The sequence below is a fragment of the Geodermatophilus sp. SYSU D00965 genome (assembly GCF_054050075.1).
Genome location: NZ_JBJGYQ010000015.1, coordinates 1 through 23,265, shown reverse-complemented (window position 1 = coordinate 23,265; position 23,265 = coordinate 1). Strand labels below are relative to the sequence as shown.

The following is a 23,265-nucleotide window of genomic DNA, read 5'->3' as shown; positions in this document are numbered from 1 at the left end:
GCGTGCCGGTGGTGTCCGCCGGGGCGAGCGTGGCCCCGCGCCGGGCGGGCGGACCACGGCCAGAGGTCACCCGTGCGGGAACTGCTCGCGCACCGCGGCCATGTCGAGGTCCCGGACGGTGGCGATGAGCAGGTCCACCGAGTCGCCGGGCAGCGAGCCGGGCTCGGCGTACACCAGGACGCCGTCGCGGAAGACCATGAGGGTGGGCACCGACCGCACGCCCACCGCCGCGGTCAGCTCTCGCTCGGTCTCGGTGTCGACGGTGGCGAACACCAGGTCGGGGTGCCGCTCGGCGGCCGCGGCGAACACCGGCGCGAAGGAGCGGCTGGGGCGGTACCAGGAGGCGCGGAAGTCGACCAGCACGATGCCCTCGGCGGTGACGGCGTCGGCGAAGTCGGCGGCGGAGAGGCTGAGCGTGGCCATCGTCCCTCCCGGGTGCGGCGGAGCCCGCCGCCCCGGTACCCGGGGCGGCGGGCGGCGAGTCCTCGCGACCCGCCGGGTCAGCTGGGCGGGGAGCCGCCGGGGCCGCCGGACGGCGGCGCGCCACCCGGCGCCCCCGACGGCGGCTCGCCACCCGGGGCGCCGGACGGGGCGCCGTCCCCGGCGAGCTGCCCGCCGGTGGGCGCCGTGGTGGTGTCCACGCCGACGGCGAGGGTGACCGTGTACCCGGCGGTCACGTCGCCGGTGACCGTGCCGAGCTGGCTCGCTCCCCCGTCGTCGCCGAAGACGTTGTCGCTGGTCAGGCTGACCCGGGCGAGGTTGCCCACCGAGGCCTCGTAGCCGGGCTGGGCGTACACCGTGTCGCAGACCTCCTGCGGCAGGGCGACCTGGGAGGTGGCCAGCGCCGTGGTGGAGTCGGTGATCGAGGCCTGGTCGGGGTAGACCTCGAAGTGGACGTGCGGCCACCGCCCGCTGTAGCAGGCCGGGAAGATGCTGGTGAAGCGGACCTTCCCGTCGGCGTCGGCGATCTGCACGCCCCGCAGGAAGTTCTGGTCCTCGACGCCGGACGAGTACATCGAGTAGCCGCCCTCGCGGGTGCAGTGCCAGACGTAGACGGCCACCCCCTCGAACGGGACGCCGCCGTTGGCGAGGTCGGTGACGGTCAGCTCCAGGGTCATCGGCACGCCCTCGGCGGTCCCGGTGGCCTCCCCGAAGCTGGAGCGGATGTCGCTGCGGACGATGCCGCTCTGCTCGAGCACGTCCGGCCCGTTGGAGCCGTCGCCCGGGTAGGGGCCGGCCGTCTCGTCGGGGATCTCCCCCGCCGACCCCGTCCGGCCCGCCGACGCCGAGCTCGATGCCGACGAGCCGCCGCCGTCCGCGCCGCACGCGGCCAGTCCCGCGCCCGCCGCGCCGAGGCCGAGCAGCGCCAGCAGCCGGCGCCGGCTCAGCAGCGTGCCGACGTCGAAGCCGAGCCCCTGGTCGACCAGTTCCTCCTGCGGTCGCGGCAGGGGCCGCCCCTCGTACGTCGCTGCCCGGTCGGGTGCCATGCGTTCTCCGTCCTCTCGCGGTGGGAGGACCGATGCTGGGCGCCCGACCGGGGCCGGGCCTGGGACTCCCCTGGGGATCGCCTGGGAGTCCCGGACCCGGGAGCCGCGCGCCGGCTCAGCCGAGGACGACGAGCAGGTCGCCGCCCTCGACCTGCTGCACCTCGCTGATCGCCACGCGGGAGACGGTGCCGGCCTGGGGAGCGGTGATGGCCGCCTCCATCTTCATCGCCTCGATGGTGGCGATGCCCTGGCCGGCCTCGACGGTGTCGCCCTCCTTCACCGACAGGGTGACCACGCCGGCGAACGGCGCGGCGACCTGGCGCGGGTCGCTGCGGTCGGCCTTCTCGGCGGCCTTCACCGCGGCCTCGATCGACCGGTCCCGCACGCTCACCGGGCGCAGCTGCCCGTTGAGGGTGCACATGACGGTGCGCAGGCCGCGCTCGTCGGCGTCGGAGACCGCCTCGACGCCCATCAGCAGGGTGACGCCCGGCTCGAGGTCGACGGCGTGCTCGGTGCCGGTCCGCAGGCCGTAGAGGAACTCCTTGGTGGGCAGCACCGACACGTCGCCGTACTGCTCGGAGTGCGCCAGGAACTCCTTCGTCGGGCCGGGGAACAGCAGCCGGTTGAGCGTCGCCCGGGGCTCCTTCGCCAGCCCCTCGCGGTCGTCGTCGGTCAGCTCGGCGGGCGGCTGGGCCTCCCGGCGGCCCTCCAGGGCGCGGCTGCGGAACGGCTCGGGCCAGCCGCCGGGCGGGTCGCCGAGCTCGCCGCGGAGGAAGCCGATCACCGAGTCGGGCAGGTCGTACTTGCCCGGGTCGGAGGCGAAGTCGTCGACGGAGACGCCGGAGCCGACCAGCTGCAGCGCCAGGTCGCCGACGACCTTGGAGCTCGGGGTGACCTTGACCAGCCGGCCGAGCAGCCGGTCGGCGGCGGCGTAGGCGTCCTCGACCTCCTCGAAGCGCTGCCCGAGGCCCAGGGCGATGGCCTGCTGGCGCAGGTTGGACAGCTGCCCGCCGGGGATCTCGTGGGTGTACACGCGGCCGGTCGGCGAGGGCAGGCCGGACTCGAACGGCGCGTAGATCCGGCGCACCGCCTCCCAGTAGGGCTCCAGGTCGTTGACGGCCGTCAGGTCCAGGCCGGTGGCCCGCTCGGTGGCGTCGGTCGCGGCCACGATGGCCGACAGGGGCGGCTGGCTGGTGGTGCCGGCCATGGAGGCGACCGCGCCGTCGACGGCGTCCACCCCGGCCTGCCACGCGGCCAGGAGCGTGGCCAGCTGGCCGCCGGCGGTGTCATGGGTGTGCAGGTGCACCGGCAGGTCGAACCGCTCGCGCAGCGCGGTCACCAGCGTCGCGGCGGCCGGCGGGCGGAGCAGGCCGGCCATGTCCTTGATCGCGAGCACGTGCGCGCCGGCGTCGACGATCTGCTCGGCCAGCCGCAGGTAGTAGTCGAGGGTGTACAGCGTCTCGCCGGGGTCGGACAGGTCGCCGGTGTAGCACAGCGCGACCTCCGCGACCGCCGTCCCGGTCTCCCGGACCGCGTCGATGGCCGGGCGCATCTGGGCGACGTCGTTGAGCGCGTCGAACACCCGGAACACGTCGATGCCCGTCTTCGCCGCCTCGGCCACGAAGGCGTCGGTGACCGCCTCCGGGTAGGGCGTGTAGCCGACGGTGTTGCGCCCGCGCAGCAGCATCTGCAGGCAGATGTTGGGCACCGCCTCGCGCAGCGCGGCCAGCCGGTCCCACGGGTCCTCGTGCAGGAAGCGCAGCGCGACGTCGTAGGTGGCCCCGCCCCAGCACTCCAGGCTGACCAGTTGCGGCGCGGTGCGGGCCACGTGCCCGGCGACGGCCAGCAGGTCCTTGGTGCGCACCCGGGTGGCCAGCAGCGACTGGTGCGCGTCGCGGAAGGTGGTGTCGGTGACCGCGAGCGCCGTCTGCGCCCGCAGGTCGGCGGCGAACCCCTCCGGGCCCAGCGCCACCAGCCGCTGCCGGGACCCGTCCGGCGGGGTGGCGCGCAGGTCGACCGGGGGCAGCTTCTCCAGCGGGTCGACCAGGTGCGGCCGCTCGCCGTGCGGCCGGTTGACCGTGACGTCGGCCAGGTAGGTCAGCAGCTTGGTGCCGCGGTCGGCGGAGCTGCGGGCCGTCAGCAGCTCGGGCCGCTGCTCGATGAACGACGTCGTCACCCGCCCGGCGCGGAAGTCCTCGTCGTCGAGCACCGCCTGCAGGAACGGGATGTTGGTGGCCACGCCGCGGATGCGGAACTCCGCCACGGCGCGCCGGGCGCGGGCCACCGCGATGCCGAAGTCCCGGCCGCGGCAGGTCAGCTTGACCAGCATCGAGTCGAAGTGCGCGCCGACCTCCGCGCCCAGCGAGGAACCGCCGTCCAGCCGGATGCCGGCGCCGCCGGGTGAGCGGTAGGCGGTGATCCGGCCGGTGTCCGGGCGGAAGCCGTTGGCCGGGTCCTCGGTGGTGATCCGGCACTGCAGGGCCGCGCCGCGCAGCCGGATGGTGTCCTGGGACAGGCCCAGGTCGGCGAGGGTCTCCCCCGCCGCGATGCGCAGCTGGGACTGCACCAGGTCGACGTCGGTGACCTCCTCGGTGACCGTGTGCTCGACCTGGATGCGCGGGTTCATCTCGATGAACACGTGCCGGCCCTCGCGGTCGAGGAGGAACTCCACCGTGCCGGCGTTGACGTACCCGATGTGGCGGGCGAAGGCGACCGCGTCGGCGCAGATCCGCTCCCGCAGCGCGGGGTCGAGGTTGGGCGCCGGGGCCAGCTCGATGACCTTCTGGTGGCGGCGCTGCACCGAGCAGTCCCGCTCGAAGAGGTGGACGACGTTGCCCTCGCCGTCGGCGAGGACCTGCACCTCGATGTGCCGAGGGTCGACCACGGCCTGCTCGAGGAAGACCGTCGGGTCGCCGAACGCCGACTCCGCCTCGCGCATGGCCGCCTGCACCGCCGCGGAGAGCTCCGCGGGGTCCTCGACCCGCCGCATGCCGCGCCCGCCGCCGCCGGCCACGGCCTTGACGAACACCGGGAACGGCAGCTCCTGCGCCGCGGCCAGCAGCGCCTCGACGTCCGCGCTCGGCTCGGTGGAGGCCAGCACCGGCAGCCCGGCCTCCCGGGCGGCGGCGATCGCCCGCGCCTTGTTGCCGGTCAGGGTCAGCACGTCCGCCGGCGGGCCGACGAAGGTGATCCCCGCCCGGGCGCACGCCTCGGCGAGCTCGGGGTTCTCCGACAGGAACCCGTAGCCGGGGTAGACCGCGTCCACCCCGGCCCGCCGGGCGGCCCCGACGACCTCGTCGACCGACAGGTAGGCACGCACCGGGTGGCCCACCTCGCCGATCTGGTAGCTCTCGTCGGCCTTGAGCCGGTGGACCGAGTTGCGGTCCTCCCAGGGGAAGACGGCGACCGTGCCGATGCCCAGCTCGTAGGCGGCGCGGAACGCCCGGACGGCGATCTCCCCGCGGTTGGCGACCAGGACCTTGCTGAACATCTCGTCCCTACCTGCCTGTCGTCGATTCCGGGTGCGCGGCCGGTGCGGTGACCGCGTGGACTGCGCCTACTGGACCACGACCGGCCGGTGGTGTCACTCACGCCCGGTCCGGAGATCGGGACGGCGCACCGCCGGCCGGGTCCCGGCAGGGTCCCGGCCGCGAGCCTGCGCGTGCGGCACCCTGCCGGGAGGCCCTCCCTCAGTGGATGTGCGAGCCGCCGTTGACGTCGTAGGTGGCCCCGGTGACGTAGCCGGTCTCCTCCCGGCACAGGTAGGTGATCAGGTCGGCGACGTCGGCGACCCGGCCGTTGCGGCCCACCGGGATCCCGGCGACCAGCTCCTGCTTGCGCTCGCCCTCCAGCGCCCCGCCGGTGATGTCGGTGTCGATCAGCCCGGGGGCGACGGCGTTGACCGTGATCCCCGAGGGGCCGAGCTCGCGGGCCAGCGCCCGGGTGAAGCCGAGCTCGGCGGCCTTGGCGGCGGAGTAGGCGACCCCACCGAAGACGCCGCCGCCCCGCTCCGCCGACACCGACGAGAGGAACACGATCCGGCCGAAGCCGCGCTCGGCCATCCCCGGCGCCAGGCGCCGGGTGACGTTGAAGGCACCGCGCACGTTCACGGCGAAGATGCGGTCCCACTCGCCGCCGGTGACCTCGAGGAACGGCGTGGGCGAGGTGATGCCGGCGTTGTTGACCAGGGCGCCGACCGGGGGCAGCGCGCCGTCGAGGACGGCCAGCGCGTTGTCCACCGACGTCTCGTCGGTGATGTCACAGCCGATGCCGACGGCCTGCACGCCGTTGCGCTCGGCGACCTCGTGCGCGGCGTCCTTGGCGCTGGCCTCGTCCAGGTCGAGGACGGCGACGTTCCAGCCGGCGGCGGCGAGGGCGTGGGCGGTGGCGCGGCCGATGCCGCGCTTGGAGCCGGCGCCGGTGATGACGGCGGTCTTGTCGGTGACGGTCATGGGGGTCCTCCAGGGGGGTACGGGGCGGGTGGGTGTCAGGCGGTGGCCGGGGCGGGGTCGGCGGCCCAGGGGGCGTGCGCGCGGCCGCCGAGCTCGGCCTTGACCCGGGCGACGACGGCGTCGGTGGACAGGCCGTAGCGGTCGTGCAGGGTGGGCAGGGCGCCGGCGGCGAGGAACTCGTCGGGCAGGGCGATCGGCACGACGCGGGTCCCCACGCCGGCGAACGCCAGCGTCGAGGCGACCGACTCGGCCAGCCCGCCGACGACGGTGTGGTTCTCCAGGGTGACCACCAGCCGGTCGGTCCGCGCCGCCCGCAGGATCGCCTCGGTGTCCAGCGGCTTGATGGTCGGGACGTGCAGCACGGCGACGTCGACGGAGTCGGCCTCGAGGCGGGCCGCGGCCTGCAGCGCCCGCATGGTCATCAGGCCGGTGGAGATGAGGACGACGTCCCGACCGGTGCGCAGCTCGGCGGCCTTGCCCAGCTCGAAGCGGTAGTCGTACTCGTCGAGCACCGTGGGCACCGCGCCGCGGAGCAGCCGCAGGTAGGTGGGTCCCGGTGCCGCCGCCAGGGCCGGCACGGCCTGCTCGATGTCCACCGAGTCGCAGGGGTCGACGATCGTCAGGTTCGGGCAGCCGCGCAGGATCGCGAGGTCCTCGGTGGCCTGGTGGCTCGGCCCGTACCCGGTGGTGAGGCCGGGCAGCGCGCCGACGACGTTGACGTTCAGGTTGGGCTCGGCGATGTCCAGGCAGAGGAAGTCGTAGGCACGGCGGGTCGCGAACACCGAGTAGGTGGAGGCGAAGGGCACCAGCCCGACCTCGGCCAGCCCGGCCGCCGTCCCGAGCAGCGACTGCTCGGCCATGCCCATCTGGAAGAACCGGTCCGGGTGGGCGTCGCGGAACACGTGCATGTCGGTGTACTTGGCCAGGTCGGCCGACAGCCCGACGATCTCGGGCCGCTCCTCGGCCAGCCGGTTCAGCGCGTGCCCGAACGGGGCGCTGGTGGTGCGCTGACCCGGGTCGGCGAACGAGGCGATCATCGCCGAGGTGGTCAGCTTCTTCCGGGGGGTCGTGCTGGTCATCGGTCCTGTCCTTCCTGCAGCTGGTCGCGGGCGATCTGCCACTCGTGCTCCTCGACCCGCATGAAGTGGGCCTTCTCCCGGTTCTCGAGCAGCGGCACCCCGCGCCCGATGCGGGTGTCGCAGATGAGCACCGAGGGCGAGCCGCGGTGCTCCCGGATCTCGTCGAGGGCGTCGACGAGCGCCCCGACGTCGTTGCCGTCCACGCGCAGGGCGTGCCAGCCGAACGCCTGCCACTTCTCGGTGACCGGCTCGGTCCGCAGGACGCCGACCGTGGGGCCGTCGGCCTGCAGGGCGTTGACGTCGACGATCGCGGTGACGTTGTCGAGGCCGTGGTGGGCGCAGGCCATGGCGGCCTCCCAGGTCGAGCCCTCGTCCAGCTCGCCGTCGGAGAGCAGGTTGAACACCCGGGCGGGGTTGCCGAGGTGCCGCAGCCCCAGGGCCATCCCGGTGGCCACCGCCAGGCCGTGGCCCAGGGAGCCGCCGGAGATCTCCATGCCGGGGGTGTAGGAGGCCATCCCCGACATCGGCAGCCGGGAGTCGTCCGAGCCGTAGGTCTCCAGCTCCTCCAGCGGGATGGTCCCGGCCTCGGCCAGCGCCGCGTAGAGGGCGATGGCGTAGTGGCCGATGGAGAGCAGGAAGCGGTCGCGGTCGGCCCAGTGCGGGTCCTCGGGCCGGTACCGCAGCTGGTCGGTGTAGACGGCGGCGAGCACGTCGGCGACGCCGAGCGCCTGCCCGATGTAGCCCTGGCCCTGCACCTCCCCCATGTCGAGGGCGTTGCGGCGGATCCGGTACGCGGCCTGGCGGATGCGGGTGATCCGCTCGGTGCGGTCGACCGGGGTCCCGGCCGGTCGGGGTGTGGTCAGCGAGGTCATGACGTGTTCCTCCTCGTCGTCGGGTCAGTCGGTGGCCGAGTCGGCCGTCGGCCGGGTGGCGTCCAGCCGGGTGCGGGGCGCGGGGACCCCGTCGGGAGCCGGCGTCCGGAGGCTGCGCTCGAGGGCGGCGACCTCGTCGCGCTCGGCCCGCCCCCAGGTCTCGCGGGTCAGCAGCGCGGCGACCAGGCCGAGCAGGCCGTAGCCGCTGAAGAGCAGCGCCGGGCCGATCCAGCCGTAGCCGGCGTAGAGCGCGGTGGTGATGAGCGGGGTGAACCCGGACACGACGGCCGACATCTGGTAGGCCAGCGACGCGCCGGTGGTGCGGGTCTTGGTCGCGAACAGCTCCGAGAACCAGGCGCCCTGCACCCCGGCCAGGCAGTTCTGCAGGACCGCGTAGCTGATGACGAACGCGAACACGATCGCCACCGCCGCGCCGGTGTTGACCACGAGGAACAGCGGGATGCCCCACAGCAGGTGGAGCGCCGTGCCCAGCAGGTACACCGGGCGCCGCCCGACGCGGTCGGTGAGCGCGCCCCAGTACGTGGTCGCGAAGATGCCGATGCCGGCGGCGATCATCGTCGCGGTGAGGGTGACCGAGCGGTCGGCCAGTCCCTCCGCGGCGACGTAGGACAGCATGAACGTGACCGACACCGCGTAGCCGGCGGTCTCGGTGATCCGCAGGCAGAAGGCGCGCAGGATGTTGCGCCAGTCGTCGCGCAGCACCTCGAGGAGCGGGTTCCTCGAGATCTCGCCCTCCTCCTTGAGCTCCTCGAACTCGGGCGACTCCTCGACCTTCAGCCGGATCACGATGCCCACGACGATCAGGACGGCGCTGAGCAGGAACGGCACCCGCCAGGCCCACGACCCGCCCAGCGGGACGCTGGCCAGGAAGGCGAGGTTGGCCAGCAGCAGCCCGACCGGGAAGCCGGCCTGGGTGACGCCGGTGTAGAGCCCCTTCTTGCGCCACGGGGCGTGTTCGAAGCACATGAGGATGGCCCCGCCCCACTCCGCGCCGAACGCGAGCCCCTGCACGACCCGGACGACGACCAGCAGGACCCCGGCCCAGACGCCGACCTGCTGGTAGGTGGGCAGGCAGCCGATGAGCACCGTCGCGATCCCCATGAGCAGCAGGGAGCCGACGAGGACCGGCTTGCGGCCGATGCGGTCGCCGAGGTAGCCGCCGATGATCCCGCCGAGGGGGCGCACCGCGAAGCCGATGCCCAACGTGGCGAAGGAGAGCAGCGTGCCCGACAGCGGGTCATCTGCGGGGAAGAAGGCGGTGTTGAAGTAGAGCGCCGCCGCGATGCCGAAGCCGATGAAGTCGTAGGTCTCGATCGTCGCCCCGACGGAGCAGCCGACCGCGACCCTCTTCTTGGTCGGGGTGCCCTCGATCGGGTGCCAGGCGGCGACCTCCTCGAGGTGCGGGTCGCGGACGGGTGGGTGCCGTTCGGTCATGGTCGTCTCCGGGTGAGCGATGGGCCGTGTTCCCCGTTCTCCGTTGACTGTTAACAGTCAACTCCCGACCGAGTGTGGGTGGCGTGCGTCACGGTGTCAAGGGTCACTTCTGAGCCGGCTGACGAGCTGCGCGCGCCGGCCCAGTACGAGCCAGGAAGGAGCCGTGGCGGAGGGCTCCGGGGTCGCGCGGCCCTCGACGGCGGCGCCGGCCGCGCGGGTCGGGGCCGCCGGTGCGGCTGCCGTCGGTGGCCGGTCAGGCCGGTGCGACTGCCGTCGGGGGGGCGGATCAGCCCCGGTGGGGACGTCAGGGGGGCCGGTCAGCCCGGTGCGGCCGTCGCCGGTCGGGACGTCAGGCGCACGTAGCCCGCCTGCGCGGGGAGGTCAGGCGGACGTGGCCTGGGCGAAGTGCTCCGCGGCCGCGGCCATGTGCTCGTCGACCACCTCGACGGCCGCGTCGACGTCGCCGCGCTCGATGGCGTCGACGATCGGGGCGTGCCGGTCGCGCGCCATCATGGGCGCCTGCCAGGACGCGCCGTTGAGGATGGCGACCCGCATGCGGCCCTCCAGCCGCTGCCACGCCTCCACCAGCATGGAGTTGCCCGACAGCCGGCACAGCAGCAGGTGGAAGGCCAGGTCCGCGGCCATCCGCGCGGCCGGGTCCTCCTCGTCGGACAGCTGCTCGAGGGCCGCCCGGAGCGCCGTCACGGCGTCCTCCCGCCGGGGCGAGCCGATGATGTCCCGCACCGCCAGGCCCTCCAGCGCCGCACGGACCTGGAAGAGCTCGCGGACCTCCGTGGGGGTGAGGCTGTTGACCCGCAGCATCCCCCGGTTGCCGGCGGTCACCAGGCCCTCCTGCTGGAGGTGGCGCAGGGCCTCGCGCACGGTGCCGCGACTGACCCCGAGCGACGACGCGAGCTCGACCTCGCCGAGGTGGTCGCCGGGGCGGTAGCGGCCGGAGAGGACGGCCGACCGGAGCACCTCCAGGGCGCGCTCCCGCAGCGTGCTGCGGTCCAGGCTGGCCAGGGGCTCGACGTCCACCGTGCACCTCCTCGTCCGCCGCATGGTATCCGGCGGCTGTCGACATCGGGGTGGCGACAGTCGACAACCACCCCACGGGAGCAGGCCCCTCGGTCCCGGCGCGGGCGGCAATCCGGTGACGTACCCGTCGCGCACGCCGACGGACCCGCTGGTCAGCGTGCTGCGCCCCGCAGGGAGAGGATGGCCGCATGACCCGGATGGACCTGCGCGTGCGGCTGCTCGGCCGGCTGGCCGGACTGGCCTCGGTCGCCTCGATGGACGACGACCGGCTGCGGCGGGCGCAGCAGCAGCACATGGGCCACAACCCGGTCACCGACCTGCTGTTCGGCGCCGTCGCCGGCGGGGTGTCCCTCGAGGACGGGACGGCGAAGGGTGAGGTCGGGCCGGTGCCGATCCGGGTCTACCGCCCCACCCGCGCCGCCGACCGACGGCTGCCGCTCGTCGTCAACTTCCACGGCGGAGGCTGGACGATCGGCTCGCTCGACATGGCGGACTGGCTGTGCAGCCACGTGTCGGTGACCACCGGCGCCGTGGTCGTCTCGGTGGACTACCGGCTGGCGCCCGGGCACCGCTGGCCCGCGGCCGCCGAGGACTGCTACGGCGCCCTCGTCGACGTGGTGGACCGGGCGGCGGAGCTCGGCGCCGACCCCGGCCGCGTCGCGGTCATGGGTGACAGCGCGGGGGGCAACCTGGCCGCCGTGGTCAGCCTGATGGCCCGCGACCGCTCCGGTCCGCGGATCGCCCACCAGGGACTGGTCTACCCGGCGGTCGACCTCACCATGAGCAGCCCCTCGATCGAGGAGAACGCGCACGCGCCGATCCTCACGAAGGCCGACTGCCTGTCGTTCCGCGACCACTACCTCGGCGGCCAGGACCCGACCCACCCCTACGCCTCGCCGCTGTTCGCCGACGACCTCTCCGGGCTGCCGCCGGCACTGGTCCAGGTGGCCGAGCACGACCCGATCCGCGACGACGGCCTGCGCTACGCCGCCGCGCTGCGCCGGGCCGGCGTCCCGGTCCGCCTGACCGGGTACGTCGCGATGCCGCACGGTTACCTGAGCTTCCCGCGGGTCTGCCGCGCCGCGCCGCAGGCCCTGTCCGAGCTCTGCGCGGAACAGTCGGCCGCCCTGGCCCGGCGCACCTGAGACCGGCGTCGGGCAGGGTGGGCCTCCGGACGACCGAGACGAGGAGCACGGGGATGGGACAGGGCATGCGGTACGAGGAGGCACGGGCGGCCGCGGAGGCCGCGCTGGCGCGCGCGGCCGAGATCGGGGTGCGGGTGAGCGTCGCCGTGGTCGACCTCGCCGGCCACGAGGTCGCCGTCGCGCGCGGCGACGGCACCCCCGGGTTCACGCCGGGGATCGCCCGGTCCAAGGCGGCCACGGCCGCCGCGTTCCGCCGTCCCTCCTGGGAGCTGGCCGAGGTGGCCGAGCGCCGCCCGGAGGTGCTGCTCGCCGCCGGGGAGCACCTGGGCTTCCGCCCGACCACGCTGGGCGGCGGCCTGCCGGTCCTGCGCGACGGCGAGGTCGTCGGCGGCGTCGGCGTGAGCGGCGCGACGCCGCAGGAGGACACCACCTGCGCCGAGGCCGCCGTGGCCGTGCTCGCCCGGGCCTGACGAAGGCCGGCCCGGGCGAGCACAGGGGCAGGGAGGTCCCTTCGTCAGGGGACGAGGATCGCCCGGCCCCGGACCTTCCCGGCGTCGAGGTCGCGGAGCGCGTCCACGGCCCGGTCGAGCGGGTACTGCTGGGTGTGCAGGGTGACCTTGCCGGCCTGCGCGAGCACCATCAGCTCGGCCAGGTCGGTGTACGTGCCGACGATGTTGCCGACGATGTTCTTCTCGCCGGCGACGAAGTCCAGCGTCGGGATGCGCAGCTCGCCGCCGTAGCCGATGACGAAGTACGAGCCGGCCGGGCCGGTCATGTGCCAGCCGTCCATCTCCGCCCCCTGCTCGGCGACGAAGTCGAGGACGACGTTGGCACCCCCGCCGGTCAGGTCCTGGACGGCCTGCACCTGGTTGCCGTCGGCGACCACCGTCTCGTCCGCGCCGATCTGCCGGGCGAGCTCCAGGGCGTCGGGGTTGCGGTCGACGACGATGATCCGGGTGCCCGACAGGGCGGCCAGGCACTGGACGCCGATGTGGCCGAGGCCGCCCGCGCCCTGCACGACCGCCGTCGTGCCCGGGTGCAGCAGCGGCAGGGCCTTGCGCACGGCGTGGTAGGCGGTGATGCCGGCGTCGGCGAGTGCGGCGACGTCGGCGGGGTTGGTGGACGGGTCGAGCTTCACGCACGCGCGGGCGGTGGTGCGCAGGTACTCGGCCATGCCGCCGTCGTTGTTCGACAGCCCGGGGAAGAAGGCGTTGTCGCACTGCATGTCCCGGCCGGCGCGACAGGCGGTGCACAGGCCGCAGCTGGGCTGGGGGTGCAGGATCACCGTGTCACCGACGGCGACGTTGGTGACCCCCTCCCCGACCGCGTGCACCCACCCGGCGTTCTCGTGCCCGATCACGTAGGGCAGGTCCGGGTTCTGCAGATCGGCCCACTGGCCCTCGAGGATGTGCAGGTCGGTCCGGCACACCCCGGCGCCGCCGACCTTGACGATGACGTCGAGCGGGCCCTGGATCTGCGGTTCGGGGATGTCGTCGATCGTGGGGTCGGCGTGGTACTCGTGCACGCGGACGGCCTTCACGGGCGGGTTCCCTTCGAGACGGTGAGCGGGAGCAGGGGGCGGTCCTCGGGGCGGGGCACCTGGTCGGCCTCCGCGCCCGGGTAGCGGGTGGCCAGCAGGCCGCGGCAGAAGTGCGCGTTGCCGTCGACGGAGATGCGCACCGACCGCGCCCGGCGCAGGACCAGGGGCGCCTGCGCGGGGTCCGGGCGGCTGCCGTCCTCGCCGACCAGCACCGGAGCGTCGCCGTCCACCGGCAGCCCGAGGGCGGCCCGGCGGCGCAGCAGCGCCGCGGTGGTGGGGGCGTCGGCCGGCAGGTCGGCGAGGGTGACGCCGGCGACGTCGGCCTCGGAGCGCGACGGGTCGGCGCGCAGCAGCGCGGTGAGCGCCCGCTCCATCGCCGCGGTGTGCGCCTTGCGGGTGAAGGTGGCCCGCAGCTCGTCGAGGGACTCCTCCGCCTCGTGGGCGAAGGTGGTCCGGTAGTCGGCGCCCGCCGCCAGCCCGCGGTTGATGAGGTCGGAGTCGGAGTGGTCGTCGAGGGCCACCACGACCCGCGCGACCCCGGGGACGGCGGCAACCGCCTCCCGGGCGTCGGAGACCATCAGCCAGGCGAAGTTGGGCGCGCAGAACGACGTCGGCAGGCGCAGGTGCACCTCGACGTCGGCCCCGTCCACCGACACCGAGCGGACGAAGCCGAGGTCGGTGATCGGCTCGTCGAGCTCGGGGTCGACGACGGCGCCGAGCGCACTGCGGACCTCAACGGCGAGGTCGGGCAGGACCGCGGTCATCGCGCCGCCCTCAGGCCATCGCCAGGTCGGCGGCACCGGGCTCGCGCGGGCCGGTCGCGGGCTCCCCCGCCTCGGGCAGCTGCAGCTCCTGCGGCACCGGCAGGTCGTAGAGCCGCGCCGCGTTGAGGCCGAGCACCTTCTTCTTCACCGCGGTGGTCAGCGGCGCGTACTCGGTCATGTCCTCGGGGATCTGGAAGTCCACGAAGCGCTCGACCAGCCACTTCGGCGTCCACAGCGCGTAGTCGCTGGAGAAGAGGATGCGGTCCTCGCCGATCCAGTAGACGAGCTCGCCGATGATCTGCGCGAAGTACCGCGGCCGGGTGTGGATGAACGGCATCGCGACGGCCAGGCCCGCGTGGACGTTGGGCTCCTGGGTGGCGATCCAGCAGAAGTCCTCCAGCCGCGGCAGGCCGCAGTGCTCCACGACGAAGGTCAGGTCGGGGAAGTCGCTGGCCACGTGGTCGACGTCGGCGACGTCGAAGGCGTCGCGGTCCAGCGGCCGGATCGTCGGGCCCTTGTGGATGTGGATGTTGGTGATCCCGAGCTCGCGGCACAGCTCGAAGTACCGGTAGGCCATCGGGTCGTCGAGCTTCCAGCCGCGGGACTCCCCGTGCCAGTCGGCGGTGTAGAGCTTCACGCCCTTGAGGCCGAATCGCTCGGCGTCGGCCCGCAGCTGCCTCAGGCCGTTCTCGCCGTCGCGGGAGTCCCAGTAGTGGTTGTAGGTCAGCTTGTCCGGGTGGGCCTGGGTCAGGGCGAACGCCTCGTCGGTCTGGCCGAAGCCCCGGTGGTAGAACTCGGCCAGCCGGGCCGGCTGGAAGATCGCGTGGTCGACGATCCCGTCGACGAACACGTCCCGCATCAGCCGCTCGCCGCCCTGGTAGAGGTACTCCTCGTACCCCCAGACCTCCGACTCGGGGCTGAGGTTGCGGTGGTAGTCGTAGAAGCAGTCGATGAACTGCTTGCCGTGGATGTTGCGCTGGTTCTCCGGGCGCCCGTCCCACAGCGCGATGTGGGCGTCGACCACGTAGTACTTCTCGCCGTCCTTGGTGTACATCTCCGGTCCTCTCTGTGGCGCCGGTCACGCTGGTGCCAGCGACGCTAGGCAGCGCCGGACGGCGGCAGAAGCCGGTCGGTGTCTCACTTTGGAACGCCCCCCGGACGGCGCCCTGCGGGGATACATTGCTGTGGCGCGGGCCACAACGACCGGTTCTCGTCCCGCCCAGGAGGTGTCCCGTGGAGGTGCCCCGGGCCGCCCCCGGTCCCCTGGCCGACCCCGGGCTGGCAGCCCGGCCGGCGCCGTCCCGGCTGCGGGCCTCGTGGCGCCGCAGCCAGGGCTACGGGGTCACCCCCGACGAGGTGGTCCCGGTCTTCACCGGCTCCCTGGACACCGGTTCGCTGCTGTACGAGTGCGCCCACCGGGTGCTCACCGACCTGCAGGCGACCATCCCGAACGAGCCGGTCAGCCTCATGGTCGCCGACGCCGACGGGCTGGTGCTCGCCCGGCTGTGCAGCGACGCGGGCATCCTGCGGTCGCTGGACCGGGTGCACCTCGCGCCGGGGTTCTCCTACGCCGAGCGCAACGCCGGCACCAACGGGCTGGGCCTGTCCCTCGCCGACCGCGCCCCCTCGCTGGTCCGGGCCGAGGACCACTGGTGCGCCGAGCTGCGCGGGTTCACCTGCGCCGCGGTGCCGGTCGTGGACCCGGTCAGCGGGACCTCGCCGGCAGCATCAACCTGACCACCTGGTCGGACTCCTCCTCCGAGTTGCTGCTCGGCCTGGCGCAGGCGGCGGCGAGCGCCACCAGCGCGCTGATGCTGGTCCGCGCCGGCGGGCGGACGGTGCGGCCGGCCCCGCGCGGCGAGGTCTTCCACGTCGTCGGCAGGCACCGCGCCGCCGAGACCGGCGACCCGTGCGTGTCGGCCGGCTGGCGGACGGCGCTGGCCGACGCCGCCGCGGCGGCCGACCGGGTCACCGCGGTCGTCGGCGAGCCGGGTGCGGGCAAGGCGGCGCTGGCCGCCCTGGCCCGCCGGCGGGTCGCGCCCCGGCAGCGGGTCCTGCACGCCCGGGCGCCGGAGGGCGGGGACGTCGCGGCCTGGCTGGAGCTGTGGACGCCGGAGCTGCGCGACCCCGACACCCTCGTCGTCGTCTCCGGGCTGCCGCACCTGCCGGCCTGGGCCGCCGACGAGCTGGGGCAGATCCTGGGCGCGGTCCGCCGCACCGGCCGGCCGCAGCCGTTCGTGCTCACCGCGGCCGACTTCACCGCGGTGCCCGGTCAGCTGGCCACGCTGGTCGACACCGTCGTCGAGGTGCCCGCGCTGCGGCACCGCACCGACGACGTGGTGCCGCTGGCCCGCTGGTTCGCCGAGCAGGAGCGGCACCGCGCCGTCGGCTTCACCGACCGCGCCGAGCGCGCGCTGACCGCCTGCTCCTGGCCGGGCAACGTGCGCCAGCTGCGGCGGGTGGTCCGGGACGCGGCGGCCCGCGCCGACCTCGTCGACGTCCACCACCTGCCGCCGGAGGTGCTCGACGCCGGCGGCCGGTCGCTCACCCGGCTCGAGCGGCTCGAGCGCGACGAGATCGTCCGCTGCCTGACCGAACCCGGGACGACGATCACCCGGGCCGCCGAGGAGCTCGGCATCGGCCGCGCCACCCTCTACCGCAAGATGGCGCAGTACAAGATCACCCTGCCGCGCTGACCGCGCGGTCGGCGGCCCACGCCGGCGCCGGACCCGTCCCCAGCCGCCAGCGCGCCGCCTCCTCCGAGGGGCTGCGCGGCCCGAGCAGCACCTGCAGCGCCCGCAGCTGCGCGCGGGTCACCGGCAGCCGCACGACGCCGCTCCCCCGCCCTGGCACCCCGGCGAACGGCGCGAGCGCCGGCGACACGACCAGGCCCGCGGCGGAGGCCAGCCCCTGGTAGAAGACCTGCTCGGCCGGGGCCAGCCCGGGCGGCGCGGTGAGGAACGCCCGCAGCTCGGCCGGCACCGGCTCCAGTGCCGGCCGGAGGGCCGCCAGCGCCTCGGCCAGCTCCGCCTCGGTCCCCGGCAGGTCGCCGGCGCCCAGGGCCTGCGCGCTGGCGGCCCACTCGCGCACGTAGGTGTCGGGCCAGCGACGGCCGAAGCGCCCCTCCGGCGGTCGGCCGACGGCCCGCTGCGCGGCGAGGAAGGCGTCGGTGAACGCCAGGTGCACCCAGCGCAGCAGCTCCGGGTCCCCGGCGGAGTAGGCCCGGCCGTCCTCGGCCCGGCCCCGCACCCGCGCGTGCAGGCCGCGGACCCGGGCGGCCTCCCGCTCGGCCAGCTCCGCCGACCCGAACGTCGTGACCACCAGCCAGCGGGCGGTGCCGGCCAGCCGCGCCCACGGGTCGGCCAGGTAGGCCGAGTGGCGGCGCACCCCGGCCAGGGCCAGCGGGTGCGCGGCCTGCCCGAGCAGCGCCGCGATCCCGCCGACGAGCGTGGAGAGGTCGCCGTGGACCCACCAGACGACGCCGCCGGGCTCGAACCAGCCGGGCCCCTCCCCCACCCGCCCGATGTCGCGGACCCAGCCGGGCACGCCGGTGGGGTCGCCGGAGACCCGTGCCCGGAACCGGGTCCGCACGGCCTCGGGCAGGCCGGTCAGCGAGCTTCCGCCCGCACGGTGCCAGGCGGACAACACCCCGCGGCCGGGGAGCGGGCTCACCCCCGCACGGCCCGCGCGAGTCGCCGCAGCCCGGCCCAGGCGCCGACCCCGGCGAGGACCCACGGTCCGGCGACGACGACCGGGTCCAGGACGTGGTGCCGGGCGTCGCTGCGCCCCCGCCGCGAGCGCAGCCCGCCGGAGGTGAGCTCGCTGCGCACACCGGTCTCGGTCACCGGGTTGTCAGGGCGCAGCGTGCCGAACGAGCGCAGGTGGCTGCCCCAGGCGTCGACCCGGTCGCCGACGATCAGCAGCAGCCAGTGGGCCAGCCGGCCCTCGCTGAAGCGCCGGTAGGCCAGCCCGCGGATCGCCCCGGACACCCCGCGCAGCGGCTGCGCGGTGCCGAACACCGGGGTCACGAAGGCGTGCTCGATCGAGCGCTCCCGCGGCCGCGTCTCCGGCTGTCGGTCCGGGAAGTCCCAGTGCGCCCCGGTGTCGGCCGGGTACTGCAGCTTCGGGTACGACGGCCGGTCGGCCGGGTCGAGGTCGGCTCCCCAGCCGGGGATCCGGGCGCGCAGCTGCTCGGGGGTCTCGCGCGGGGCGCGCTTGTCCCGGACGTAGGCACTGGGGATGTCGGGGTCGGTCATCGAGAGCTCTCCCTCAGGCCGCGTCGGGCAGGACCAGCGGCTTGATGCAGCCGTCGAGCTTGGCCGAGAACACGTGGTAGGCCTCGGCGATGTGCTCCAGCGGGAACCGGTGGGTGACCATCGCCCGCGGGGTGAGGTGACCGTTGCGCACGTGCTCGAACATCCGCGGCCACTGGCGCTTCACCGGCGTCTGGTTCATCCGCAGGGTGAGCCCCTTGTTGAGCGCGTCGCCGAACTTCACCGCGTTGGGGATCGGCCCGTAGGCCCCGACGACCGAGACCGTGCCGCCCTTGCGCACCCCGTCGATGGCCCAGTTCAACGCCACCGGTGACCCGCCCTGCAGCTTGAGCTTGGTGCCGGTGACGTGCTGCAGGAGGTTGCCGTCGGCCTCGGCCCCCACGGCCTCGATGACGACGTCGGCGCCGAGGAAGTCGGTCTGCTTCTTGAGCTCGACCACGATGTCGTCGTACTCGTCGTAGTCGAGGGTCTCGGCGTGCGCCATGGTCCGCGCCTTCTCCAGCCGCTCCGGCAGGTGGTCGACGACGATGACCCGGCCGGCCCCCATCAGCCACGAGGACTGGGCGGCGATCAGGCCGACCGGCCCGGCGCCGAGGACGACGACGGTGTCGCCCTCGGCGATCTCGCCGAGCTGCGCGCCGAAGTACCCGGTCGCGGCGGCGTCGGTCAGCAGGACGGCGTCCTCGTCGTGCATCCAGTCGGGGATGCGCGTGGGGCCGACGTCGGCGAAGGGCACGCGGACGTACTGCGACTGCCCGCCGTCGTAGCCGCCGGTGGTGTGCGAGTAGCCGTAGATACCGCCGACCGCGGTCGCGTTCGGGTTGACGTTGTGGCAGTTGCTGTAGAGCCCGCGGGTGCAGAACCAGCACGAGCCGCAGAAGATGTTGAACGGCACCATCACCCGGTCCCCGACCTGCAGGTTCTGCACCGAGGACCCGACCCGCTCCACCACGCCGATGAACTCGTGGCCGAACGTGTGCCCGATCCGGGTGTCGGGCATCAGCCCGTGGTAGAGGTGCAGGTCCGAGCCGCAGATCGCGGCCAGCGTGACCCGCACGATCGCGTCGTTCGGGTGCTCGATCGCCGGGACGTCCTTCTCCTCGACGCGCACCTTGTAGGGCCCCCGGTACACCATCGCCCGCATCGGGCCTCCTCTCGCCGAGCCGTCCCGACGGCCGGGGTCTGCCCCGGACGGGCGGGGCCGGAAACCCCGCGTCCGCCCGGAGACCCCGCGTCCGCTGCGGAGGACCGGGGACCCGGCCTCAGGAGGCGCCGGTCCGCACGGCCGGCGCCCGCCCGGCCTCGCCGCCGCGGCGCTCGGAGTGCTGGAAGAGCCAGTACAGGTAGACCAGCGCCGGGAGCAGGACCAGCGAGCCCACGACCAGCGCGACGAGCATCGCGACCAGCGTCGCCCGGCCGGTGGCGGCCTGCTCGATGGTCAGGTCCGGGACCAGGACGTAGGGGTACTGGGCGACCGCCCAGCCGCACATGATCGCCGCCACGGCGACTCCGGAGGCCGCCCGCGCGGGCACGTACCGCCGCGTCCAGAGCAACACCAGCGCGGCCAGGCCGGCGACCACCGACAGCAGCACCACGGGCAGCGCCCGCCCGGTGAGGCCCTCGAACAGCTGCGGCGCGTCGGCGCGCAGGACGAAGAGGCCGGCGATGCCGACGGCGCCGGTGACCGCCGCCGTCCCCAGGGCGCGGGTGCGGAACTGGGCGACCAGGTCGTCGGCGCCCTCGCGCCGGGCGTCCGCGCAGAGGAAGACCGCGGCGAGGTACGCGCAGACCAGGACGGCGAGGACCCCGCCGAGCACGGACGTCGGGTTCAGCCAGCTGGTGACCACGTCGCCGGCCGCGATGCCGGGCGGTACGCGGCCGGAGGCGACCCCGCCCACCACGGCACCCAGGAAGAACGGGGTGAGCAGCGACGAGAGCGCGAAGCCGGCACCGAGGAACCGGCGCATGCCCAGGGTGCTGATGCTCTTGCGGAAGGCGAACGCCGCCCCCCGGGCGATCATCCCGAAGGCGGCGAGGGTGAGCGGGACGTAGAGGGTGGTCACCACGGCGGCGAACGCCCCGGAGAACGCCGTCCACAGGACGACGAGGACGAAGATCAGCCAGACGTGGTTGGCCTCCCACACCGGGGCGATGGACCGCTCGATGAGCTCCCGCTGGCGGGCGCCGTGGCGGGTCCCGCCGGCCAGCAGGTCCCAGATGCCGGCGCCGAAGTCCGCGCCGCCGAAGAGCCCGTAGGCCACCAGCCCGACGAACATGACGCTGAGCACCACGTCGGCCAGCGTCATCGGACCGCCACCTCGCCGCTGTGCGGATCGGGTGGCCGGGCGCCCACCTCCTGCGGCGCGGGGGTGTCGGCGCTGAGGGCCAGCCGCCGCAGCACGTACACGGTGAGGGCGGTCAGCGCGAGGTAGACGACCACCACCGCGTAAAAGCCGAGGTACAGCCCGGGGGCGGGGCTGACCGCGTCGGCGGTGCGCTGGATGCCGTAGACGATCCACGGCTGGCGGCCCACCTCGGTGGTGACCCACCCCGCCTCCAGCGCCACGACCGCCGCGACGCCGGAGACCGCGACCGCCCGCAGGAACCACGGGGTGTCCGGGATCCGGCGTCGCCGCCACCACACCCAGCCGAACCAGAGGGACAGCAGCAGCAGCGCGGACCCGAGGCCGACCATCGTGTCGAAGGCCAGGTGGACGACGTTGACCGGCGGCCGCTCGTCGGGCGGGAACTCCGCCAGGCCGGGAACGACCCCGTCGGGGTCGCGGTGCACCAGCAGCGACAGCCCGTTCGGGATCTCCAGGCCCCAGCGCATCCGGTCGTCGGAGAACCAGCCGCCGATGGTGAGCGGAGCGCCGGCGGTGGTCTCGTAGAGCCCCTCCATGGCGGCGAGCTTGGCCGGCTGGTTCTCGGCCACGGTCGCGGCGATCCAGTCACCGACGACGAGCTGCACCGGAGCGGCCACGGCGCCCATCGCCAGCGGTACGAGCAGCCCCAGCCGGTGCCGCCGGTCGCGGCGGCCGCGGAGCATGCCCACGGCGTAGACCGATGCCACGGTGAAGCCGGTGACCATGTACGCGGCCAGCAGCATGTGCACGACCTGCGGCCAGGTCGAGGGGCCGAACATGGCCGCCCAGGGCTCGGCGTCGACCACCCGCCCCTGCGCGTCGAGCCGGAAGCCGGTGGGGTTGTTCATCCACGCGTTCGCCGCGACGACGAAGAACGCCCCGGCCATGCCCGAGACGATCATCGGCAGCGCGCTGAGCACGTGCGCCCGCGGGGACAGCCGGTTCCAGCCGAACAGGTAGACGCCGACGAAGATCGCCTCGATGAAGAAGGCGAACCCCTCGAGCACGAAGGGGAAGCCGTAGACCTCCCCGAAGCGGTCCATCAGGCCGGGCCAGAGGATGCCCATCTCGAAGGAGAGCAGCGTCCCGGACACCGCCCCCGCGGCGAACAGCACGCCCATCGCCTTCGACCAGGTGCGCGCCAGGCCGAGCAGCACCTCGTCGCCGCGCCGGTGGCCGCGCCACTCCACGAACACCGTGAGCAGCGGGAAGGCGATCCCGAAGCAGGAGAAGATGATGTGCCAGCCCAGTGACAGCGCCATCTGCATCCGCGCGGGGTAGAGGTTCTCCACCGCGTCGGCGAGCACGTCGACAGCGTCCACGCGGGTCTCCGCTCGAGCCGGGTGGCAGCAGCATGGGCCGGGCCGCGAGCGCCCGCAACGGCGCGCGGCGCGACCGCGCTGTGCTGGCCCCGCTGCGCCGACCGCGCTGTGCCGACCGCGCTGCGCCGACCGCGCTATGCCGACCGCGCGTCCGGGCGCGTCCCCGTGGACCGGCGGACGTGGGCGCTGAGGACGTGGGCGCTGAGGACGTCGGCGCTGAGCACGTCGAGAGCGCCGGGCACCGCGTCCACGACGACCGCGTCGACGCCGGCCGCCACGAGAGCGCGCGCCGGCGCGACCGCCGGACACCAGACCATGAGCCGGCGCCGGGCCCCGTGCACGTACTCCACCGCGCGCGCCACCGCGGTGGGGTCGACCGCACCGCTGCCCGGGTCCCCGCCCAGGGACCCCACGTGCAACCCCAGGACGTCGACGTCCATGTGCGCGCACCCGGCGACCGCCGCCCCGAGCGGGAACGATCGCCAGGTCAGCCAGGCCAGCGGGACCCGCGGTGCCACCGCGCGCAGCCGGGTCAGCGCGGCGGGGTCGAACGAGGATACGACGAGGCTGCGCCGGTCGGCCGCGGCGGCCACGACCGGCCCGAGCAGCCCCGCGGTGGTGCGGGCCGGCTCCCGGAGGCCGTCCTCGATGCAGGACTTGAGGTCCAGGTCCAGCCCCACCCCTGCGGGCAGCCCGTCCAGCAGCGCCTGCAGCCGCAGGGTCCCGCGCCGGTCGGTCTCGGCCGCCGGGACGTCGGCCAGCCGGGTGCCGTCCGGGTACGCCTCGTCGTGCTCGACGACGAGGACGTCGTCCCGGGTCCGGCGGACGTCGGCCTCCACCCAGGCCATCCCGAGCGCGGCCGCGGAGGCGAACGACGCCAGCGTGTTCTCGCGGAGCCCCGACACGACGCCGCACCCGAGGCCCCGGTGGCCGATGACGACCGGGCCGTCGGAGAACACCGCGCTCCGACCCGGCGGCCATCCCCTCGGTGGCCGGCCCGCGCGTGCGGGGCCTCCTGGTCCTCGGTTCGACGGACGCGTCATGAGCGTCGCCTCCGCTCGTCGCCCCTCCAGTCTGGTCGACGACCGGCGGCGATGGCAGGGCCCGCGACACGCCACCGGGACTCGGTCCGCTCGTCAGGCGGAACGCCGGTCCGGCACGTACGGTGTGGCGGCCGCCACACTCCGTTCGCCGGAGGTGCCGGCGCGCACCCACCGGCAACGACGCCCGAGGAGCCCTCTCGATGACCCCGTGCGACCACGGCAACCACACCTTCTGCACCGGCGAGTGCGGCTGCAACTGCCACGACGGCGACTGCGACTGAGGAAGGACGCCGTCCTCCTCACCACTCGCACGCTCGTGGCGAGCGTGGAGACGCCGAGGGGGGGGGGGGGGGGGGGGGGGGGGGGGGGGGGGGGGGGGGGGGGGGGGGGGGGGGGGGGGGGGGGGGGGGGGGGGGGGGGGGGGGGGGG

General features: G+C 74.7%; 21 protein-coding genes. 4 read left to right on the top strand and 17 right to left on the bottom strand.

Annotated features, from left to right (window positions below):
* Positions 1–66: 66 nt before the first annotated feature.
* The 8 genes from ACI789_RS15200 to ACI789_RS15165 form a co-directional block, all read right to left on the bottom strand.
* Positions 67–423, bottom strand: a complete 357-nt coding sequence (locus tag ACI789_RS15200) for a thioredoxin family protein (protein ID WP_456920064.1) — start codon at positions 421–423, stop codon at positions 67–69.
* A gap of 77 nt (positions 424–500) precedes the next feature.
* Positions 501–1,487, bottom strand: coding sequence for an intradiol ring-cleavage dioxygenase (locus ACI789_RS15195; protein ID WP_457010216.1), 987 nt, complete (start codon positions 1,485–1,487; stop codon positions 501–503).
* 115 nt (positions 1,488–1,602) lie between these two features.
* Positions 1,603–4,977 carry a pyruvate carboxylase gene (locus tag ACI789_RS15190; protein WP_457010215.1) on the bottom strand — a complete coding sequence of 1,125 codons (3,375 nt, stop codon included), beginning with the start codon at positions 4,975–4,977 and terminating at the stop codon, positions 1,603–1,605.
* A gap of 199 nt (positions 4,978–5,176) precedes the next feature.
* On the bottom strand, positions 5,177–5,938 hold the full coding sequence (locus ACI789_RS15185) for an SDR family NAD(P)-dependent oxidoreductase (RefSeq protein WP_457010214.1): 762 nt from the start codon (positions 5,936–5,938) through the stop codon (positions 5,177–5,179).
* A gap of 35 nt (positions 5,939–5,973) precedes the next feature.
* A complete protein-coding gene (locus tag ACI789_RS15180) occupies positions 5,974–7,017 on the bottom strand; it encodes a transketolase family protein (protein ID WP_456920060.1) in 1,044 nt (347 codons plus the stop codon).
* Entirely contained in the window at positions 7,014–7,889 is an 876-nt protein-coding gene (locus ACI789_RS15175) for a transketolase (protein WP_457010213.1), read from the bottom strand. Before ACI789_RS15175 ends, ACI789_RS15180 begins: the two co-directional genes overlap by 4 nt.
* Positions 7,890–7,913: 24 nt before the next feature.
* Complete coding sequence (locus ACI789_RS15170) at positions 7,914–9,344, bottom strand: MFS transporter (protein WP_457010212.1); 1,431 nt, start codon at positions 9,342–9,344, stop codon at positions 7,914–7,916.
* A gap of 381 nt (positions 9,345–9,725) precedes the next feature.
* Complete coding sequence (locus ACI789_RS15165; protein WP_457010211.1) at positions 9,726–10,382, bottom strand: GntR family transcriptional regulator; 657 nt, start codon at positions 10,380–10,382, stop codon at positions 9,726–9,728.
* Between the two features lie 188 nt (positions 10,383–10,570).
* Here ACI789_RS15165 and ACI789_RS15160 point away from each other — a divergent pair, with 188 nt between their 5' ends.
* Both ACI789_RS15160 and ACI789_RS15155 read left to right on the top strand, forming a co-directional pair.
* Entirely contained in the window at positions 10,571–11,527 is a 957-nt protein-coding gene (locus ACI789_RS15160) for an alpha/beta hydrolase (protein WP_457010210.1), read from the top strand.
* A gap of 53 nt (positions 11,528–11,580) precedes the next feature.
* Positions 11,581–11,997 carry a GlcG/HbpS family heme-binding protein gene (locus ACI789_RS15155; protein WP_457010209.1) on the top strand — a complete coding sequence of 139 codons (417 nt, stop codon included), beginning with the start codon at positions 11,581–11,583 and terminating at the stop codon, positions 11,995–11,997.
* A gap of 44 nt (positions 11,998–12,041) precedes the next feature.
* Here the strand turns inward: ACI789_RS15155 and ACI789_RS15150 are convergent, their stop codons facing one another.
* Genes ACI789_RS15150 through ACI789_RS15140 form a run of 3 tightly spaced genes read right to left on the bottom strand, consistent with a single transcriptional unit; the run spans position 12,042 to position 14,885 of the window.
* Positions 12,042–13,067, bottom strand: a complete 1,026-nt coding sequence (locus ACI789_RS15150) for an NAD(P)-dependent alcohol dehydrogenase (protein WP_457010208.1) — start codon at positions 13,065–13,067, stop codon at positions 12,042–12,044.
* Positions 13,064–13,831, bottom strand: coding sequence for an iron-sulfur cluster assembly protein (locus ACI789_RS15145; RefSeq protein ID WP_457010207.1), 768 nt, complete (start codon positions 13,829–13,831; stop codon positions 13,064–13,066). The genes ACI789_RS15150 and ACI789_RS15145 overlap by 4 nt, the downstream gene beginning before the upstream one ends.
* A 10-nt stretch (positions 13,832–13,841) precedes the next feature.
* On the bottom strand, positions 13,842–14,885 hold the full coding sequence (locus ACI789_RS15140) for an amidohydrolase family protein (protein ID WP_457010206.1): 1,044 nt from the start codon (positions 14,883–14,885) through the stop codon (positions 13,842–13,844).
* A 179-nt stretch (positions 14,886–15,064) separates the two neighbouring features.
* Here ACI789_RS15140 and ACI789_RS15135 point away from each other — a divergent pair, with 179 nt between their 5' ends.
* Both ACI789_RS15135 and ACI789_RS15130 read left to right on the top strand, forming a co-directional pair.
* Entirely contained in the window at positions 15,065–15,568 is a 504-nt protein-coding gene (locus ACI789_RS15135) for a hypothetical protein (protein WP_457010205.1), read from the top strand.
* Positions 15,484–16,527: an AAA-type ATPase lid domain-containing protein gene (locus tag ACI789_RS15130; protein ID WP_457010204.1), complete on the top strand. Its 1,044-nt coding sequence runs from the start codon at positions 15,484–15,486 to the stop codon at positions 16,525–16,527. Before ACI789_RS15135 ends, ACI789_RS15130 begins: the two co-directional genes overlap by 85 nt.
* Here ACI789_RS15130 and ACI789_RS15125 read toward each other — a convergent pair.
* The 6 genes from ACI789_RS15125 to ACI789_RS15100 form a co-directional block, all read right to left on the bottom strand.
* Positions 16,511–17,377, bottom strand: coding sequence for an oxygenase MpaB family protein (locus ACI789_RS15125; RefSeq protein ID WP_457010203.1), 867 nt, complete (start codon positions 17,375–17,377; stop codon positions 16,511–16,513). The genes ACI789_RS15130 and ACI789_RS15125 overlap by 17 nt on opposite strands.
* 122 nt (positions 17,378–17,499) lie before the next feature.
* A complete protein-coding gene (locus tag ACI789_RS15120) occupies positions 17,500–18,087 on the bottom strand; it encodes a hypothetical protein (RefSeq protein ID WP_457010202.1) in 588 nt (195 codons plus the stop codon).
* A gap of 13 nt (positions 18,088–18,100) precedes the next feature.
* Positions 18,101–19,249, bottom strand: a complete 1,149-nt coding sequence (locus ACI789_RS15115; protein ID WP_457010201.1) for a zinc-dependent alcohol dehydrogenase — start codon at positions 19,247–19,249, stop codon at positions 18,101–18,103.
* 118 nt (positions 19,250–19,367) lie between these two features.
* Positions 19,368–20,411, bottom strand: coding sequence for a cytochrome d ubiquinol oxidase subunit II (locus tag ACI789_RS15110; RefSeq protein ID WP_457010200.1), 1,044 nt, complete (start codon positions 20,409–20,411; stop codon positions 19,368–19,370).
* A complete protein-coding gene (locus ACI789_RS15105) occupies positions 20,408–21,793 on the bottom strand; it encodes a cytochrome ubiquinol oxidase subunit I (protein WP_457010199.1) in 1,386 nt (461 codons plus the stop codon). Before ACI789_RS15105 ends, ACI789_RS15110 begins: the two co-directional genes overlap by 4 nt.
* Positions 21,794–21,927: 134 nt before the next feature.
* A complete protein-coding gene (locus ACI789_RS15100; protein WP_457010198.1) occupies positions 21,928–22,752 on the bottom strand; it encodes a glycerophosphodiester phosphodiesterase in 825 nt (274 codons plus the stop codon).
* Positions 22,753–23,265: the final 513 nt, after the last annotated feature.

What these genes read in the sequence shown, in the direction of transcription:
- ACI789_RS15120 (WP_457010202.1), bottom strand. Translation starts at nt 18,087, where the DNA reads ATGACCGACCCCGACATCCCCAGTGCCTACGTCCGGGACAAGCGCGCC.
- ACI789_RS15140 (WP_457010206.1), bottom strand. Translation starts at nt 14,885, where the DNA reads ATGTACACCAAGGACGGCGAGAAGTACTACGTGGTCGACGCCCACATC.
- ACI789_RS15110 (WP_457010200.1), bottom strand. Translation starts at nt 20,411, where the DNA reads ATGACGCTGGCCGACGTGGTGCTCAGCGTCATGTTCGTCGGGCTGGTG.
- ACI789_RS15180 (WP_456920060.1), bottom strand. Translation starts at nt 7,017, where the DNA reads ATGACCAGCACGACCCCCCGGAAGAAGCTGACCACCTCGGCGATGATC.
- ACI789_RS15190 (WP_457010215.1), bottom strand. Translation starts at nt 4,977, where the DNA reads ATGTTCAGCAAGGTCCTGGTCGCCAACCGCGGGGAGATCGCCGTCCGG.
- ACI789_RS15200 (WP_456920064.1), bottom strand. Translation starts at nt 423, where the DNA reads ATGGCCACGCTCAGCCTCTCCGCCGCCGACTTCGCCGACGCCGTCACC.
- ACI789_RS15145 (WP_457010207.1), bottom strand. Translation starts at nt 13,831, where the DNA reads ATGACCGCGGTCCTGCCCGACCTCGCCGTTGAGGTCCGCAGTGCGCTC.
- ACI789_RS15185 (WP_457010214.1), bottom strand. Translation starts at nt 5,938, where the DNA reads ATGACCGTCACCGACAAGACCGCCGTCATCACCGGCGCCGGCTCCAAG.
- ACI789_RS15160 (WP_457010210.1), top strand. Translation starts at nt 10,571, where the DNA reads ATGACCCGGATGGACCTGCGCGTGCGGCTGCTCGGCCGGCTGGCCGGA.
- ACI789_RS15170 (WP_457010212.1), bottom strand. Translation starts at nt 9,344, where the DNA reads ATGACCGAACGGCACCCACCCGTCCGCGACCCGCACCTCGAGGAGGTC.
- ACI789_RS15175 (WP_457010213.1), bottom strand. Translation starts at nt 7,889, where the DNA reads ATGACCTCGCTGACCACACCCCGACCGGCCGGGACCCCGGTCGACCGC.
- ACI789_RS15115 (WP_457010201.1), bottom strand. Translation starts at nt 19,249, where the DNA reads ATGCGGGCGATGGTGTACCGGGGGCCCTACAAGGTGCGCGTCGAGGAG.
- ACI789_RS15155 (WP_457010209.1), top strand. Translation starts at nt 11,581, where the DNA reads ATGGGACAGGGCATGCGGTACGAGGAGGCACGGGCGGCCGCGGAGGCC.
- ACI789_RS15195 (WP_457010216.1), bottom strand. Translation starts at nt 1,487, where the DNA reads ATGGCACCCGACCGGGCAGCGACGTACGAGGGGCGGCCCCTGCCGCGA.